Raw genomic sequence first — 16,770 nt, 5'->3', positions numbered from 1 at the left:
GTGGCCGAGATGAAACAAGTAATTGAAGCTTTCCGTAGACAAGATGCAGAGCAGCGAATTCCAGTGCTACGTCTCGAAATCGATTATGAGCTCAGTACGCTCTTCGATGCGATTCAAGCCAATGACCAAGCTGCCATGTCAGCAAGTAAAGATCGTTTAGATAAATACCGTCAGGAGATGCTTCGCTTAGAAGCTTAACCTCATAGATCCCCCATCTCTCCTCCCCCTTGAGATGGGCCTTTTTTTGTTACTTTTTGACATATGTTCTATACGTAAGCGAAAGAAAGGATCGCTTCCGGATGATATATCGGAAACGATCCTCTCACTTTATTTCGCTAACGGACAATTTACGCATTGATCCGCTTCTATCTCAAAATTAATTAATCGACGTCACGACCACGTGACGCCTTCAAAATCTCAAACCACTGTTCGCGTGTCAACGACAATTTCGTCGAACGAACCGCAGATTCGATGCGTTCAATCTTACCAGAACCAACGATTGGCATGATACGTGCTGGATGTTTGAGCAACCATGCATATGCGACTTCGTCGATTTCTTCTGCCCCGATCGTCTCTGCGATCTCAGCTAATTTTTCGCGTAACGGTGCATATTGCTCGTCCTTGAAGAGACGACCGCCCGCAAGCGGACTCCATGCCATCAACGGCATCTCATTTTCATGACAGAGATCAACGGATCCGTCTTCGAAATGTTTCAGTTCCGAAACCGACAACTCGAGTTGGTTCGTCACGAGCATGAATGGTAAGCGCGACTGAATGAGACTTTGTTGCGCAGGTGTATGGTTCGAGAGACCGAATGTCCGTACCTTTCCTGCGTCCTTCAACTCTACGAACGCTTCAGCAATCTCGTTCGGGTCCATCAACGGATCTGGACGGTGAATCAACAACGTATCCACGTACTCGACACCGAGTTCTTGAAGAGAACGGTTGACTTGTTTGATGATATGCTCTTTCGTCGTATCGTAGAATGACAACGACTGATCCGAGAAATGATTCCCTTTCATCTTGATGCCCGTCTTCGTAACGATCTCCATTCGGTCACGTAACTCCGGTTTTAAAGCAAGCGCTTCTCCGAATAAGCGTTCATTCGTGTAATCGCCATAGATATCTGCGTGATCAAACGTCGTAATTCCTAAAGCAAGACATGCTTCGATCAATTCAAGCCGCTCTTCTTTCGTCATCTCCCATTCATTCAATCGCCATAAGCCGTGAATGATGCGTGAGAATGATAAATCTTCTGTTAGTTGAATCCGTTCCATCTATCTTCCACTCCCCTATCATATAAACTCTATCTTGTTTACTGTACCCCAAAATGGTACCGGTTGCACGGATTTCACTTTTTGATGCTCTCAGACAAAAAACAGGACCCCGTCGATGACGTGATCCTGCATGGGACTTATTGAATTTGTTCGACTTCTTGCATGACTTCATCTTCGATTTGCTGACGTTTCCGTGTCGTCTCAGCAGCATCTGGTGACGTGACGCTGAAGTAGAATTTGATTTTTGGTTCCGTACCCGATGGACGAAGGCAGAACCATGATCCATCGCTAAGCGTAAACTTCAGTACGTTGGATTTTGGCAGGTTGATCGGTGAAGGTTGATGTGTCTTCAAATCGTGGGCGATGCTCGCATCATAGTCCTCGAATAAGACGACCTGTTCTCCAGCCACTTGTTTTGGCGGATTCTCACGGAACGTATCCATGATACGCCCGATCTGTGCCACGCCATCCTTCCCTTTGAGTGTCAGAGAGCGGAGTGACTCTTCAAAGTACCCGAACTGCTCGTAAATCGCCTGTAATGCCTCATAGAGCGTCCGTCCTTCTTTTTTATGGTACGCAGCCATCTCAGCGGCTAACAAGCACGCTTGGACGGCATCCTTGTCTCGGCAGAAGTCACCGATAAGGTAACCATAGCTCTCCTCGTATCCGAAGAGATACTCATATTGACCCGATGCGTTATATTGTTTGATTTTTTCCCCGATGAACTTAAAGCCTGTCAATGTATTCTCGACATGGAGATCATAATGACGTGCAATCAACGCGCCGAGTTCCGACGTAACGATCGTCTTCGCGACGAATCCGTTCGCTGGCAGTGTTCCTTGCGCCGCTTTTTGTGAAAGGATGTAGTCGAGCAATAACGCTCCCGTCTGATTCCCTGTCAGGACTGTCCATTCTCCGTCTGCATCACGTGTTGCGACTCCGACACGGTCAGCATCGGGATCCGTCGCAATCAAGATGTCGGCATCTGTCCGGTCACCATATTCGATCGCCAGTTTAAAGGCAGCATGTTCTTCCGGGTTCGGTGACGTCACGGTCGGGAACGCACCGTCTGGTTCTGCTTGCTCCTTAACAACTATCACGTGTTCGAATCCATACCGTTTCAAGCCTTCTGTTACCGGCACAAGACCTGTTCCGTGAAGTGGTGTGAAGACGATTTTAAGTGGATTCGCTAATTCCGATTGAATCGAAGGTAAGACACGAATCGTTTGTAATTTTTCTTGATACGCCTCGTCGAGCTCTTCTCCGACACGGACGATCAAACCGTTCGCGCGAAGGACTTCTTCTTGCTCCAGTTCAATCGATAGCTCATCTTCGATTTGGCTGACGTACGAAACGAGTTCATCTGCTTCTTTTGGCGGAAGTTGTCCACCGTCATCCCCATATACTTTATAGCCATTGTACTCTGGTGGGTTGTGACTCGCCGTGATGACGATCCCGCCCGCCGCTTGTAAAGACCGAACCGCAAACGAAAGTTCCGGTGTCGGACGTAGACCGTCGAACAGATACGCTTTGATGCCGTTACTTGCGAGCGTCCGTGCCGCCTCTAACGCAAATTCTGGTGAGAAATGGCGTGAATCGTGTGCGATGACGATTCCTTTTGCTGCCGCTTCTTCCCCCGACGCCTTAATGAATGCTGCGAACCCTTGTGATGCTTTTCGGACCGTATATACGTTCATCCGGTTCGTTCCGACACCGATTTCCCCACGCATACCACCTGTTCCAAATTCGAGTTCTTTATAAAATGCTTCTTCAGCTGCTTTTTCATCCGTTGCTAACGTGACTAACTCTTCTTTTAATGCGCTATCTAAATCAGCGAACTGATCCCATTTTTGATAGGTTTCTTTCCATGACATGGTAAATCGACTCCTTTTTGAATGAGGGTAAGACTTGCGATGAAGCGATACCTTTCATATGATTAACACTAGAAAGGGTAAGGTGATGAGGCATGTTTCCTACGATTCAAATGGCAGATCTTCAACAGCTCGTCCGAACGGATCAGATTCGCTGGTTTGACTGCCGATATGACTTGCAACAACCTGAATATGGACGGAATGCTTTCTTGGAACAACACGTCGAAGGTGCACAGCACCTGGATTTAACGACTGACCTTTCCGGTCCCATCGATGAGGTCGGTGGTCGGCATCCGCTTCCTTCAAAAGAAGCGTGGCAACACACACTGGAACAGCATGGTGTAACACCAGAAGACTTCGTCGTCTTGTACGACGATGGTTTTCCGTATGCCGCTCGTGCCTGGTGGTTGTTTAAATGGATCGGACATGAGCGTGTCGTCGTCCTTGAGGGCGGATTCTCCTCTTACCTAGCGTTCGATCTTCCGGTCACGGACGACGTTCCTACTTATGAACCGTCTCAGTACACGCCTCGTTTTCAAGATGAGATGCTTGTCTCGTTCGAAGAGTTGAAAGATCAGCTGACAGAAACAATGGTCATCGATTCCCGTGCACCCGATCGATACCGTGGAGAAATCGAACCACTCGATCACGTCGCCGGTCACATTCCAGGTGCCGTGAATTGTTTCTTCGAACAAGCACTCTCACCAGATGGTCGCTTACGGGACGCGGAAGATTTGAAAGAACTGTACGCCGACATCCTACCGGTCAAAACCCCTATCCTCTATTGTGGAAGTGGTGTGACAGCGTGTGTCAATGTCATCGCTCTCCATTCACTCGGGAAAACCGATGTCCGGCTTTACGCCGGCTCTTATAGTGATTGGGTCAGCCGTGGTGAAGATGTCTCCCGTTCGTAAGCATCAGACACTGACAGAAACATCTGTCAGTGTCTTTTTGTTCAGAGTTGAATCGGTTTGATGTTCCAGATCGCATTCGCATACTCTTTAATCGTTCGGTCACTTGAGAACACACCTGACCGTGCAATATTAAGAATGACGCGTTTATACCATTCTTCTGGTTGCTGATACATCCGATCGATTCGTTCTTGCGCTTGTTGGTAGGATAAGAAATCTTTTAAAATTAAATATTCATCATTATACGTCAATAATGAATCATAAATCGCTTGGAACTCACCTGGAGCAAATAATGTTCCATCGACGAGACTATCGATGATTCGTCGAAGCTCGGGTTGGGCACTGTATTGATCGTATGCACTGTAACCACCGTACTGCTTATAATTCATGACTTCCTGCGGTGTTAAGCCGAAGATGAAGATGTTCGCATCCCCGACCTCGTCTCGAATTTCGATGTTCGCTCCGTCGAGCGTTCCGATTGTCAGTGCACCATTCATCATGAACTTCATGTTGCCGGTTCCAGAGGCTTCATAACTTGCAGTCGAAATCTGTTCACTGACGTCACTTGCCGGGAAGATTTTCTCAGCAAGCGATACACGATAGTTTTCTAGGAAGACGACTTTCAAGTATGGACTGACGTCTGGATCCTGATTGATCAAGCGAGCTAACGCATTGATATAACGAATGACTTCTTTTGCATAATGATAGCCTGGCGCCGCCTTTGCACCAAAGATGAATGTCCGCGGTGTCATCGTGAAGGAACGGTCTTCCTTCAGACGATAGTAAAGTGAATGAATGTGTAACGCATTCAAGAGTTGACGTTTGTACGCATGCAATCGCTTGACTTGAACATCAAAAATCGAGGTCGGATCCACGACGATCCCGGTTTCTTTTTCAATGAGCAACGCTAATTCTTCTTTACGCTGAAGTTTGATCTCGGCGATGTCCTTCTGTAATGCTGCATCCTCTGCCCATTTCGTCAACTTTTGCAAATCGGACGGATGCTGAATCCAACTATCCCCGATTGCTTCTGTCACACGATTTGCCAGTGCTGGATTCGATGAGAGGAACCAGCGACGATGTGTAATTCCGTTCGTCTTATTATTAAAGCGAAGCGGAAACATCTCATAAAATAGTCGCATCTCGCGCTGCTTCAGAATCTCAGTATGAATCTGAGCGACACCATTCGTCGAATGCGTGCCGACGACAGCCAGATTCGCCATGTTGATCCGGTCATCCGCGATGATGGCGATATCTCGCATATGCGCTTCCATGTGTGGATAGTTTGCAAGCACATCCTTACAGAAGCGTCGGTTGATTTCCTCGATGATGAGGTAGATGCGCGGTAACAAGCGACGGAACAAATCGATCGGCCAGCGCTCGAGTGCTTCTGACAGTAACGTGTGGTTCGTAAACGACATGACACTCTTCGTGATCCGCCATGCTTCTTCCCATCCAAATCCTTCTTCATCGACAAGAATCCGCATCAACTCCGGAATCGCGACGACCGGATGTGTATCGTTGATATGGATAGCGATATGGTTGCCGAGTTGCTTCAATGAATGATTTCGCTTTTTAAAGGACGTCAAGATACTCCGTAATCCGGCAGAGACAAAGAAGTATTGTTGCTTCAAACGCAACTCTTTTCCTTCATACGTCGTATCATCCGGATACAGAAACTCTGAAATCGTCTGAATCGATTGTTTATGTGCCAGTAAATCTTTATAGTTCCCACGGTATTGGCTAAGTAATTCATCATCATCAAGTGGGGACTCAGCACTCCAGAGTCGCAGGTTATTGACGACCTTGTTTTGATAGCCGACGATCGGCATATCGTACGGAACAGCACGGACGATTTCAGCCGGCTCATGATGGACACGATATCCATCACCGACTTCTTCGAGCCAGACATGTCCACCGAATGGAACATCGACCGCTTTATCAGAACGTCTGATTTCCCACATGTTCCCGTTCTTCAGCCAGTTATCCGGTAATTCGACTTGATAACCATCAATGATTTTTTGCTTAAACAGACCGTACTGATACCGGATCCCGTTCCCGTGTCCAGGCAGACCCAGCGCAGCCAGGGAATCGAGGAAACACGCCGCGAGACGACCGAGCCCTCCGTTCCCAAGTCCAGGTTCCGGCTCTTCTTCTGTCAAATCACTGAGCTGATATCCGAGTTCGTCAAGTCCCCGTTCCACATCCTTTAAGACATCAAGACTCAATAGGTTGTTATGCAGGAAACGTCCGAGTAAAAACTCGAGTGAAAAGTAATAGACTTGCTTACTTTTTTTATGGATATACGTTTCCTTCGTCCGTAACCAGTCGGTCGTGACCGTCTCACGTACCAGATAGGCAAGTGTCTGATAGATATCGTTTTCTGTTGCTTCCGTTATGGCTTTGCCATGCATCGAAACGAATCGTTCCGTAAACCTCTCCTTGAACTTCTCTTTATCTTTGAACATGACGTAACCCCTTTTCCCAGTGATACGATCAAGTGGCGGACGGTGCAATCAAACGATATAAAGCCAAGTATTCGTCGGCTGAACGCAACCAACTGAAGTCCTCATTCATCGCTGTCTCAATCAAATGCTTAAAGACTGGTCGATCATGATACACCTCAATCGTACGTTTAATCGCTTCTAAAAACTCATGTGCATTATAATTCGCGAACGAGAATCCATTTCCTTCTAACGTGAACTGATTGAACGGTTTAACCGTATCACGGAGCCCACCTGTTTCCCGAACGACCGGTAAACAGCCATACTTCATCGAAATCAACTGACTGAGACCACACGGTTCAAAACGCGAAGGCATCAAGAAAGCATCACTTCCTGCATAGATCCGTTGTGCGAGACCAACGTCAAATCCGATATAAGAAGCGATTTTGTCTGGACGAATCGATGTCGCATGATGGAACAACCCTTCATATTCCGCTTCACCCGATCCGAGAATGATGAACTGCGCATCGAGTTCGAACAAGTCTGGTAAGATATGCGCGAGTAAATCGATTCCCTTTTGGTCGACAAGACGAGAAACGAAACCGAACAGTGGTACGTCCGGATTGATCGGGAGACCTAGTTCCTCTTGTAAGGCAGCCTTGTTTTTTGCTTTTCCTTCCGTGACGGTATCAACGGAATACGTCTCAACGAGATGCGTATCATGCGCAGGATCAAATTGACGATAGTCGATTCCGTTCAAGATTCCACGCACGTCGACAGCGCGATGTTGCAAGACCGGCTCAAGTGTCTCACCGTAATACGGATCCATGATTTCATCACGGTACGATGGACTGACTGTCGTGATTTGATTGGAGTGGACAAGTCCTGCCTTCATGTAATTGACGAGACCGTTATGAGCGATCCCATCCGCTGTGAAATGTTCATGACTCAAACCAAGTAAGTCACCGAGCACTTCTTCCGGGAAGACACCCTGGTACTGTAAGTTGTGGATCGTAAAGACCGTTTTAATATCTTGATAGCGCTCAAGATGCTGATAATGGATGCGTAAGAACGCTGGAATCACACCTGTTTGCCAATCGTGACAATGGATGACGTCCGGTACTTCCTTTCGATCCAGATGTTGAATCATCTCAAGGACAGCACGTGAGAAATACGCAAACCGTTCCGCATCATCGTAATGTCCATAAATGACGCCATCCCGTTTGAAGTAGTACTCATTATCGATGAAATAGAACGTCACACCATCTTGTTTCAATCGGAGGACAGCACCAAATTGCTGGCGCCAGCCGACCGGTACGATGAAGTCGAATAAAAACTCCATCTCTGATTTGTATTGCTCCTTGATTTGACCGTAATTGGGTAAGACGACCGAAACGTCCGCCCCTTCCTCAGCAAGCGCTAAAGGGAGCGAGCCGACGACGTCAGCTAGCCCCCCTGTCTTGATGAAGGGTGTCGCTTCCGTGGCAGCAAACCATACCTTCATGAATGACATCTCCTTTAAACGATTGTTTGTTTTTTGATGACGATTGGTTCTTCTGCCGTTCCGCGGATGACTTGACCGCGTTTGACGGTGACTTCTTTATCGAGAATCGCGTACTCAACGACCGCGCCCTCTTCAATGACTGATTTTTGCATGATGATCGAATTCTTGACACGAGCGTGTTTACCGACTTTGACACCACGGAACAAGATGCTGTCCGTCGTCGTTCCTTCTAATTTACAGCCGTTCGCGACAAGTGAATTCTTGATGTCAGAACCCGGTAGATAACGTGTCGGTGGCTCATGCTTGATTTTCGTATAGACGTGCTGGAAGTCATTGATTGCTCCCCATTGTTCAAGCAACAGCATGCTCTCACGATAGTATGAACGAAGCGAGTGAATGACTTGTGATGTACCACTGTACTCATAACCGTGCACGTGTAGACGGTTCAGTTGCGAACGAATGATACTCTGAAGTAAATCGTACTCACCACGAGCAATCGCTTCATCAATTAAACGAACAAAGAGATTTTTCGATAGAACGACCGTCTCCATGTAGAACGTCTCATCCGTCGGCTGGAATCCGCGTGATCCAATCGCTGTCACGCGATTCTGTTCACCAAAACGGATCGGACGGCAGTATTTACAAGGCAGCTCACGCTTCGTATAGACGACCGTGATGTCCGCATTCGATTCTTTATGTTCGCGTAACACATCTCGATAATCTACTGCGGATAAGATGTTTGAACCAGAAATGACGACATAGTTTTCCTTACTGCGAAGGAAGAAGTCACGGTGGAGATGGAAGTTCGATAAATCTCCACGGAACTCGTTCGCATCTTGTGACAATGCAGGTGGGAAGATATAGAGTCCACCGTTTGAACGGTCAAGATCCCACTCTTTACCCGATCCAAGATGGTCCATCATGCCACGATATTTCTCGAGCGTAAAAATCCCGATGTTCGCGATATCGTTTTGTACCATGTTCGTTAATGTAAAATCGATCAACCGATAACGTCCTGCAAATGGAACTGCCGCTAAGTTACGATGTTCCGTCAATTCCTTGAAAAAGCCTTCTTCTCCGCTTAAATTGATGACACCTAATAAATCGACCTTCATCCGAATATCCCCCTTATTGAATCGCTTCTTTGATGACTTCGTTCTTCTTGACGATGCTGTCTGCTTCGATGACGAAAACTTCTCCGTCTGGAGAACCAATCGTTGCACCATCTTCTACGATCACGCCATCTGCTAAGATCGCCCGGTGAATCGTGACGTCTCGTCCGATTTTGACGTTCGGGAAGATGACCGAGTCTTTGACGAGTGATCCTTCTGCTACATCGACACCATAGAAGAGAACCGAATGATTGATTTCTCCTTCGATGTGGCATCCTTCGTTGATGATCGATGTCTCGACTGTCGCAGCATTCCCGATATATTGTGGTTGCTGATTTGGGTTGACCGAATAGACTTTCCAAGAAGGATCATATAAATCAAATTCTGGTTCTGCCGTCAATAAGTCCATATTCGCTTCCCAAAGGGATTGAATCGTTCCGACATCTTTCCAGTACCCTTTGAATTTATACGCACGGATGTTCAAATTTTCAAAGAGCATGTTCGGAATGATGTTCTTACCGAAGTCGAAGCTTGATTCCGCATCCCCTGCATCTTGAATCAAATGACGCTTCAATACATCCCAGTTAAAGACGTAAATCCCCATCGATGCGAGATTTGATTTCGGATTCTCAGGCTTTTCTTCGAATTCATTGATTCGGAGGTCATCGTCTGTATTCAGGATTCCGAACCGTGGTGCTTCTTCCCATGGCACTTCACGTACGGAAATCGTGACATCAGCTCCACCAAGTCGGTGCTCTTCAATCATTTGTTCATAATCCATTTTGTAGATATGGTCGCCTGATAGGACGAGTACATAGTCAGGGTCGAATTGATTGATATAACTCATATTGCGATAAATGGCATTCGCCGTTCCTTCATACCAGTTCTTTCCGTTCTGCGCTTGATAAGGAGGTAGAATCGTTAAACCACCGTTCCGTCGATCTAAATCCCACGCACTCCCGATGCCGAGATAACGATTTAATTCAAGTGGTTCATATTGCGTCAATACACCGACTGTATCGATTCCTGAATTCGTGCAGTTCGATAATGGGAAATCAATGATCCGATACTTTCCTCCAAATGCGACAGCTGGTTTTGCAGTATGTTTCGTCAAAGCTCCCAGACGTTTCCCTTCTCCGCCTGCAAGTAACATCGCAACGACATTCTTTTTAGCCATTTCGTCCCCTCCATTTATGCTCTTTTTTTCAGACCTAACCACTTTCAAAAAATCCACAGATACTTCTATATACCCAATCTTTTCTCTTTTTAATATAACATTCCTGCAAATAGGTTTATTAAAATACAAAAATCGAAAAAAAATCTACTGATTTCTCCATAAAAGACCGATAATAGGAATGAAATGGCTTTTTGAAAGGAGTTCTCATGCGAATTACTACAGGATATCTTGTCTTACTTGGGCTTGCGACGATGCTTCTATTTTCCTTATTTTCAATAAAAGATGAGTTGAAAACAGCACGTACACTTTTTTTCTGGGCCGATGAACAGACAACACGACATCCATTGACCTCCTACCAACCGATTACTGTCACGTATGAAAATAAACGTGTTGAGCTCTATGACGGGTTACGGCGGGATGACTTGACGCCTCAAACATTGCCTAAAAAAGTCGAGCAAGCGTTTGTGGCAATCGAAGATCAACGATTTTATCAACATGACGGATATGACATCACGGGAATCTTGCGTGCGTTCACAAAAAACCAGTCGGATTCCAAGTCGCAAGGTGGCAGTACGATCACACAACAACTAGCAAGAATGACGTATCTGTCAAACGAAAAAACATATACTAGAAAAATAAAAGAGCTACTAATTGCAATCTCTTTAGAACAGAAATACTCAAAAAAAGATTTGATAACGGCTTATGTCAATCAAGCCTATTTCGCGAATAATATTTATGGCATCGAACTTGCCGCAAAATCGTATTTCAATAAGCCGGCACGCGAGTTGAATTGGTCAGAAGTCAGCTTTTTGACAGCGATTCCGAATAATCCTTCTCTTTATGACCCGCTACGTTTTCCTGAAAATACAAAAAAGCGCCAGCAACGAATCGTTCAAGCGTTAATACGTGATCGTGTACTGACGAAAGATTTTGCTATTTCTCGTGTGTCGCCTCGCTCCTATAAACCGCGTATTCCTTATCCGGACTATATCGATGCCACCGTTCAGGCTGCTGTTCGGATGACCGCTCAAAAAAAAGGTTGGAGTGAGAAGCGTGCTGCAGAATATCTGCATCAACAAGGGGCGGTCATCTCGACATATCTCGACTCGGCAGAACAACGACGGGCTAAAGAAGCTCTTCGCAATCTACCCAACCCGATTGAGGGTGCTTATGTTGGCATCGACGGACAAACACACGGAGTCACCGCTCTTGTCGGCTATAAATCCGAATTGACTGGTCAATTCAACCGGGCTGTACAATCCTACCGACAGCCTGGTTCAGCCATCAAACCGTTACTTGTCTACGGTCCTTATCTCGAGAAGACGAAAGCCCGATTGTCCAGTACGCTAGACGGTAGTCCAGTCTGTATCGGTGGATACTGCCCTTCAAATAGTGGGAATCGAATCCTTGGACGAGTGACGATTGCCGACGCAATTGCCTATTCCTACAATACACCAGCGATTCGCGCGTTCGCGGTCTCCTTCCGGGAAGGATTGAAGTCCATCCGTCCGTTTCAGTTCAGTCAATGGACACGGGAAGATGATGCGTTTACGAGTGCTCTAGGCGGTTTACAGTACGGGATCAGTCCATATGAACTGACAAATGCCTATACCGTATTCGTTAATGATGGACTCTATCGACCGGCGTCGATGATTAAAAGTATTACGCTTAAGAATGGAACGGTCGAACGACCACAAGAAAAGGAACAACGGATTTGGTCCAGTCAGACGAACCGGGAATTACGGGCTGGTTTGAAAAATGTCATGACGTATGGAACGGGACGCAAAGGATTTGACTCCTCTGCTCGTTATATTGGAGGAAAAACAGGAACAACGAACGACAATAAGGATATGTGGTTCGTTGGCATCAAAAATCAACATATCGGAGGGATTTGGCTAGGGGCAGATCGCCCGCGTCCTTTCCCTGTCGAAGCGAATGCAACGCTACAGGTTAAGACGTGGGCAACGATTTTACGCCCTTGAGTCAACTTGGAAATAAAATTGCTTCCCCGAAGGAATTAAATAAAGTCAAACCGACCCATGATAGACCAGCAAGTAGAACGCCCCAGGCTAAGAAGGAGAAGATGATCAATCCGACGGCTCCTGCCGCACTCGTCATCTTACTGATTTGTACTGTATAAAAGATAAAATAGATGAGGAAGGACGCAAGCAACACGATTCCGACGTGCAAGAAGGACGTCATGAAGGCAAAGCTGACACAACCTCCGATAAGTAACAGAATACTACCCGGACGTAACATGCCGAGTGTCGTCCCCTCTTGTTCCTTGATGAAAAAGGCGAAACCGAGTTGATTGATCGTATCCGATAATAACTTCAATGAACTGAAGATCATGAAATAGACGATCAAAAAGCCGAGCCAAACGACGAGCTTCGTATCGCGCGCCGTCAAGAGTTGCAGTAGTTCATCGTACACACCAACTTGATCGAGCCAATGTAATGCGAGTTCCGTCGTTGCAATTGCAAGGGATGTACTAAATAACAAGATGCTGATCAGCGGGGCATAACTTAACAGGTAAACATTCGTACGCATGTGGAGTCTCCATTCATAGAAAATTCATATGTAGCACACAATTTCACTTACAGGTATACTATAATAGATTATATCGGTTCAAGAGACTGAAGGGGGAAACAAAAATGGCATTTATCTTAATGGTCGGCGTAAGTCTTGCGTTTTTGACAGCAATCTTCACTGCAGGCTACAACAAAAAACCTGAAGGTAACGAATAATTCATAAAAGCTCCCTCCTGAATCAGGATGGAGCTTTTGCTTTATAGAAGACCTGCATATCCTTGCTGACGCAATGCTTCATAGACGATGATCGCTGCCGTGTTCGAGACGTTCAGTGAACGAACGAGGTTCGATTGAGGTAGACGGATACAACGCTCCGCGTTCGCATCGATGACTTCAAGCGGCAATCCTTTTGTTTCCCGACCAAAGACAAAGAAATAATCCTGTTCGACGTCCGATAAGTCGATCTGGCTCGGGTACTGTTCTCCATATTTCGTAATATAGTAGAAAATCCCCTCCGGATGCTTCTCCCACAGTTCTTCTAACGAATCATGATAACGGACATCGACGAATTCCCAGTAATCGAGACCCGCACGTTTAAGCTGCTTATCGTCCGTCGAGAAGCCGAGCGGTCGGATCAAGTGAAGGACGGAATGCGTCGCTGCACATGTTCGTGAAATATTTCCTGTGTTTTGAGGAATCTCCGGTTGATACATAACGACATGAATAGCCATGGTTTAATTCTCTCCTATCTCATGCGCTAAAAGCGCTTCTTTATGGGCAATCCCACTTGCAAAACCCGTCAGTTTACCAGTCGCCCCGATGACACGGTGACACGGATAAATTAGCGCGATCGGATTCCGGTTCAAGGCACCGCCAACAGCTCGTGCTGCCTTTGGTTTCCCAATTATTCGAGCCAGTTCACCGTAACTGATCGTTTGACCAAACGGAACGGTTCGTAAAGCGTGCAATACTTGCTCTGCAAATGGTGTGACACGCAACTGACAAGGAAGTGCATCAAGCGCTTGTCGATCGCCTACTGCGTAACGATCAAACGCCATGCGCCAAGCTTTCGGTAATTCACCGTCGTCGGTTTCTTCTTGCAAATAGGTTCGAGCACGCTCTTCATTCAATCCAAAATCAAGATACACGATGTGCTCTTTTTCCCATGCGACGAGCAATGTACCAAATTCATAAGTGAGCTGTTGAAATGGCATCTGCTTCCCCCCACTCCTCAAGTAATCGTTGTCCTTCGGTTTGCACATCTACTGCAATATCGGCTAAAAGACGTGATTCGATGTACGACTTCTCATCAATTCCGCCAATCCGACCGACTGCCCAGAGTGCAAGTGCCCGCATGTCTTCACGGGCATCGTTTTCCGTCATTAACCGTAACGCTTCAATCGCACTCTTATCTCGATAATGGACGAGCGCACAAATCGCATTACGCTGAATCGGCTTCTTTCCACGCCATGCGCCAGACAACGTACCGAACCGGCTCTTGAACTCACGGTTACTCATGGATAAGAGTGGAACTAAGAGCGGTTTGACTTGTTCTGGATCCGGCTGCAGTTCAGCGTGATGTGTCGCATTTTTCTTCCGGTTATACGGACATACTTGCTGACACGTATCACAACCGTATAGACGGTTCCCAAGCGCCATTCGGAATGGTTCTGGTAGTAATGTTTTCGTCTGCGTCAAAAACGAGATGCATCGTTTAGCGTCGATGACACCAGGTTCAACAAGCGCATCCGTTGGACAAGCGTCGATACACTTATTGCATGTCCCGCATAATTCTTCGACTGGCTGATCCGGCGGTAGGACGATATCTGTAATCAGTTCACCAAGATAGAGATAGGATCCGTGCTCCTCACTGATGATCGAGCAGTTTTTCCCACTGAATCCGATACCTGCTCGTTCTGCTACTGCACGATCGACGAGTTCTCCTGTATCGACCATCGAGCGCGTCCTTGCACCTGGACTCAATTCTTGAATTTTTTCTTCAAGTAACGTCAAACGTTGGCGCAACGCCTGGTGATAATCGAGTCCCCAGGACGATCGACAAAAGATTCCTCGTCGCTCCCCTTCCTTACCACGAGGCGCATTTTTGAGAGTACTTGGATACGCGACCGCAATGGCAATGATCGAAGCGGCATCTTCAACGAGTAGAGACGGTGTCGTTCGAAGATCGAGATCGGGTTCTTCAAAACCAGAAGCGAATCCTTTTTCTTGTTGCGCTTGCAAGCGACGTTTTAATACAAGAAATGGATCAGCCGTCGTCACCTTCAATTCATCGATCCCAATCTCTGCTGCGTACTCTTGTAAAGCTAATTTCAATTGTACACCATCCATCACGATCTACTCCTTTCCTCGTTAAAATCCCATTCCTAAACAAAAAGAGCAAGGTGTCAGCGAAAACGACACATTGCTCTTTTTTGGTAAGCGGGTGAAGGGAATCGAACCCTCGTCATCAGCTTGGAAGGCTGAGGTTTTACCATTAAACTACACCCGCATGATCAGGTGAAACATCAGATTGTGTAAAAAGTATAAAGCGGGTGAAGGGAATCGAACCCTCGTCATCAGCTTGGAAGGCTGAGGTTTTACCATTAAACTACACCCGCAAGATACCGGTGGTCGGAATCGAACCGACACTCCAAAGGAACACGATTTTGAGTCGTGCGCGTCTACCAGTTCCGCCACACCGGCACAATCTCTTGCAAAACTATTTAATTGAGAAATAGTTGGAGGCGCCAGTCAGAATCGAACTGACGATAAAGGAGTTGCAGTCCTCTGCCTTACCACTTGGCTATGGCGCCACTCATTGGAGCGGAAGACGGGATTCGAACCCGCGACCCCGACCTTGGCAAGGTCGTATTCTACCACTGAACTACTTCCGCTTGAAAAGCTGGGCTGGAAGGGATCGAACCTTCGCGTGCTGGAATCAAAATCCAGTGCCTTACCACTTGGCTACAGCCCAATAATAAGAGGGCGACTGATGGGAATTGAACCCACGAATGCCGGAATCACAATCCGGTGCGTTAACCACTTCGCCACAATCGCCATGGTAAACAGGGGCAGCAGGAATCGAACCCGCGCTGACGGTTTTGGAGACCGTAGTTCTACCGCTAAACTATGCCCCTATGGTGGTGGGGGGGGGCGGATTCGAACCGCCGAACCCGAGGGAGCGGATTTACAGTCCGCCGCGTTTAGCCACTTCGCTACCCCCCCACAAATGGGAAAATCATGTTGTTAATAAAGATGGTGGCTTTGGACGGAATCGAACCGCCGACACAAGGATTTTCAGTCCTTTGCTCTACCAACTGAGCTACAAAGCCTTAACAATGGCGGTCCTGACGGGATTCGAACCCGCGATCTCCTGCGTGACAGGCAGGCATGTTAACCGCTACACCACAGGACCGTATGTAATTGCGGGGGCCGGATTTGAACCGACGACCTTTGGGTTATGAGCCCAACGAGCTACCAGACTGCTCCACCCCGCGACGCTATAAATGGTGACCCGTACGGGATTCGAACCCGTGTTACCGCCGTGAAAGGGCGGTGTCTTAACCGCTTGACCAACGGGCCATAATAAATTGAAAGTGATGATGGCGGAGAGCAAGGGATTCGAACCCTTGAGACGCTTTTGACGCCTACACGATTTCCAATCGTGCTCCTTCGGCCACTCGGACAGCTCTCCATTGTACGTGGTGAAGAAGTAATAAATGGCTCCGCAAGTAGGATTTGAACCTACGACCTACCGGTTAACAGCCGGTTGCTCTACCGCTGAGCTATTGCGGAACGATCGCCTGGCAGCGTCCTATCCTCACAGGGGGAAGCCCCCAACTACTTTCGGCGTTCAAGTGCTTAACTTCCGTGTTCGGCATGGGAACGGGTGTGACCACTTGGCTATCGCCACCAGACATTTATTATCTTAACATTATGTTCG

Annotated in this window: 13 protein-coding genes, 15 tRNA genes and 1 rRNA gene; 3 read left to right on the top strand and 26 right to left on the bottom strand. The window is 47.0% G+C overall.

The window, feature by feature from the left end; genetic code table 11:
* Positions 1-9 precede the first annotated feature (9 nt).
* Positions 10-198: a hypothetical protein gene (locus N179_RS00145; RefSeq protein WP_023467331.1), complete on the top strand. Its 189-nt coding sequence runs from the start codon at positions 10-12 to the stop codon at positions 196-198.
* A gap of 182 nt (positions 199-380) precedes the next feature.
* Here the strand turns inward: N179_RS00145 and N179_RS00140 are convergent, their stop codons facing one another.
* Positions 381-1,277: an aldo/keto reductase gene (locus tag N179_RS00140; protein ID WP_058265034.1), complete on the bottom strand. Its 897-nt coding sequence runs from the start codon at positions 1,275-1,277 to the stop codon at positions 381-383.
* 137 nt (positions 1,278-1,414) lie between these two features.
* Positions 1,415-3,151, bottom strand: a complete 1,737-nt coding sequence (locus N179_RS00135) for a phospho-sugar mutase (protein ID WP_058714000.1) — start codon at positions 3,149-3,151, stop codon at positions 1,415-1,417.
* Between the two features lie 92 nt (positions 3,152-3,243).
* Between N179_RS00135 and N179_RS00130 the strand changes: the two genes are divergently transcribed.
* Positions 3,244-4,062, top strand: a complete 819-nt coding sequence (locus N179_RS00130; RefSeq protein ID WP_075641978.1) for a sulfurtransferase — start codon at positions 3,244-3,246, stop codon at positions 4,060-4,062.
* Between the two features lie 41 nt (positions 4,063-4,103).
* Here N179_RS00130 and N179_RS00125 read toward each other — a convergent pair whose 3' ends face one another.
* The 4 genes from N179_RS00125 to N179_RS00110 are packed head-to-tail and all read right to left on the bottom strand — an operon-like array spanning position 4,104 to position 10,296.
* The gene (locus N179_RS00125) at positions 4,104-6,527 is read right to left on the bottom strand and encodes a glycogen/starch/alpha-glucan phosphorylase (protein WP_075641977.1); all 2,424 of its coding nucleotides are present in this window, start codon (positions 6,525-6,527) and stop codon (positions 4,104-4,106) included.
* Positions 6,528-6,555: 28 nt separating this feature from the next.
* Positions 6,556-8,007 (bottom strand): glycogen synthase GlgA, encoded by a 1,452-nt coding sequence (glgA, locus tag N179_RS00120; protein WP_075641976.1) that lies wholly within the window; start codon positions 8,005-8,007, stop codon positions 6,556-6,558.
* Positions 8,008-8,021: 14 nt separating this feature from the next.
* Positions 8,022-9,122 carry a glucose-1-phosphate adenylyltransferase subunit GlgD gene (gene glgD / locus N179_RS00115; protein ID WP_075641975.1) on the bottom strand — a complete coding sequence of 367 codons (1,101 nt, stop codon included), beginning with the start codon at positions 9,120-9,122 and terminating at the stop codon, positions 8,022-8,024.
* A 13-nt stretch (positions 9,123-9,135) separates the two neighbouring features.
* Entirely contained in the window at positions 9,136-10,296 is a 1,161-nt protein-coding gene (locus N179_RS00110) for a glucose-1-phosphate adenylyltransferase (RefSeq protein WP_075641974.1), read from the bottom strand.
* A gap of 206 nt (positions 10,297-10,502) precedes the next feature.
* Between N179_RS00110 and N179_RS00105 the strand changes: the two genes are divergently transcribed.
* A complete protein-coding gene (locus N179_RS00105) occupies positions 10,503-12,278 on the top strand; it encodes a transglycosylase domain-containing protein (RefSeq protein ID WP_075641973.1) in 1,776 nt (591 codons plus the stop codon).
* Position 12,279: 1 nt separating this feature from the next.
* On the opposite strand, the gene N179_RS00100 is transcribed toward N179_RS00105, so the two are convergent.
* The 20 genes from N179_RS00100 to rrf all read right to left on the bottom strand — a co-directional run bounded on the left by N179_RS00100 (position 12,280) and on the right by rrf (position 16,744).
* Complete coding sequence (locus N179_RS00100) at positions 12,280-12,846, bottom strand: DUF5366 family protein (protein WP_023467322.1); 567 nt, start codon at positions 12,844-12,846, stop codon at positions 12,280-12,282.
* 238 nt (positions 12,847-13,084) lie between these two features.
* Positions 13,085-13,558 (bottom strand): tRNA (uridine(34)/cytosine(34)/5-carboxymethylaminomethyluridine(34)-2'-O)-methyltransferase TrmL, encoded by a 474-nt coding sequence (trmL, locus tag N179_RS00095; RefSeq protein WP_023467320.1) that lies wholly within the window; start codon positions 13,556-13,558, stop codon positions 13,085-13,087.
* Between the two features lie 3 nt (positions 13,559-13,561).
* Positions 13,562-14,041, bottom strand: a complete 480-nt coding sequence (locus N179_RS17195) for a methylated-DNA--[protein]-cysteine S-methyltransferase (protein WP_075641972.1) — start codon at positions 14,039-14,041, stop codon at positions 13,562-13,564.
* Positions 14,016-15,176: a tRNA epoxyqueuosine(34) reductase QueG gene (queG, locus tag N179_RS00085; protein WP_075641971.1), complete on the bottom strand. Its 1,161-nt coding sequence runs from the start codon at positions 15,174-15,176 to the stop codon at positions 14,016-14,018. The genes N179_RS17195 and queG overlap by 26 nt, the downstream gene beginning before the upstream one ends.
* 89 nt (positions 15,177-15,265) lie before the next feature.
* Positions 15,266-15,336 (bottom strand) — tRNA-Gly (locus tag N179_RS00080).
* A 38-nt stretch (positions 15,337-15,374) separates the two neighbouring features.
* Positions 15,375-15,445, bottom strand: a tRNA-Gly gene (locus N179_RS00075).
* Between the two features lie 4 nt (positions 15,446-15,449).
* A tRNA-Leu gene (locus N179_RS00070) sits at positions 15,450-15,530 on the bottom strand.
* A 36-nt stretch (positions 15,531-15,566) separates the two neighbouring features.
* Positions 15,567-15,640: transfer RNA gene (locus tag N179_RS00065), tRNA-Cys, on the bottom strand.
* 6 nt (positions 15,641-15,646) lie between these two features.
* A tRNA-Gly gene (locus N179_RS00060) sits at positions 15,647-15,721 on the bottom strand.
* A gap of 8 nt (positions 15,722-15,729) precedes the next feature.
* A tRNA-Gln gene (locus N179_RS00055) sits at positions 15,730-15,801 on the bottom strand.
* Between the two features lie 10 nt (positions 15,802-15,811).
* Positions 15,812-15,884, bottom strand: a tRNA-His gene (locus N179_RS00050).
* A gap of 9 nt (positions 15,885-15,893) precedes the next feature.
* Positions 15,894-15,964 (bottom strand) — tRNA-Trp (locus N179_RS00045).
* A gap of 4 nt (positions 15,965-15,968) precedes the next feature.
* A tRNA-Tyr gene (locus N179_RS00040) sits at positions 15,969-16,052 on the bottom strand.
* Positions 16,053-16,083: 31 nt separating this feature from the next.
* Positions 16,084-16,159: transfer RNA gene (locus N179_RS00035), tRNA-Phe, on the bottom strand.
* A gap of 7 nt (positions 16,160-16,166) precedes the next feature.
* Positions 16,167-16,242 (bottom strand) — tRNA-Asp (locus tag N179_RS00030).
* An 8-nt stretch (positions 16,243-16,250) separates the two neighbouring features.
* A tRNA-Met gene (locus tag N179_RS00025) sits at positions 16,251-16,324 on the bottom strand.
* A 10-nt stretch (positions 16,325-16,334) separates the two neighbouring features.
* Positions 16,335-16,409, bottom strand: a tRNA-Glu gene (locus N179_RS00020).
* 21 nt (positions 16,410-16,430) lie between these two features.
* Positions 16,431-16,521, bottom strand: a tRNA-Ser gene (locus tag N179_RS00015).
* A 26-nt stretch (positions 16,522-16,547) separates the two neighbouring features.
* Positions 16,548-16,622, bottom strand: a tRNA-Asn gene (locus N179_RS00010).
* A gap of 6 nt (positions 16,623-16,628) precedes the next feature.
* Positions 16,629-16,744 (bottom strand): 5S ribosomal RNA (gene rrf / locus N179_RS00005).
* Positions 16,745-16,770 lie beyond the last annotated feature (26 nt).

It is taken from the genome of Exiguobacterium indicum HHS 31 (assembly GCF_001939065.1).
GTDB lineage: Bacteria > Bacillota > Bacilli > Exiguobacteriales > Exiguobacteriaceae > Exiguobacterium_A > Exiguobacterium_A indicum.
The sequence above is the reverse complement of the archived record's forward strand: the minus strand, read 5'-3'. Positions and strand labels throughout refer to the sequence as shown.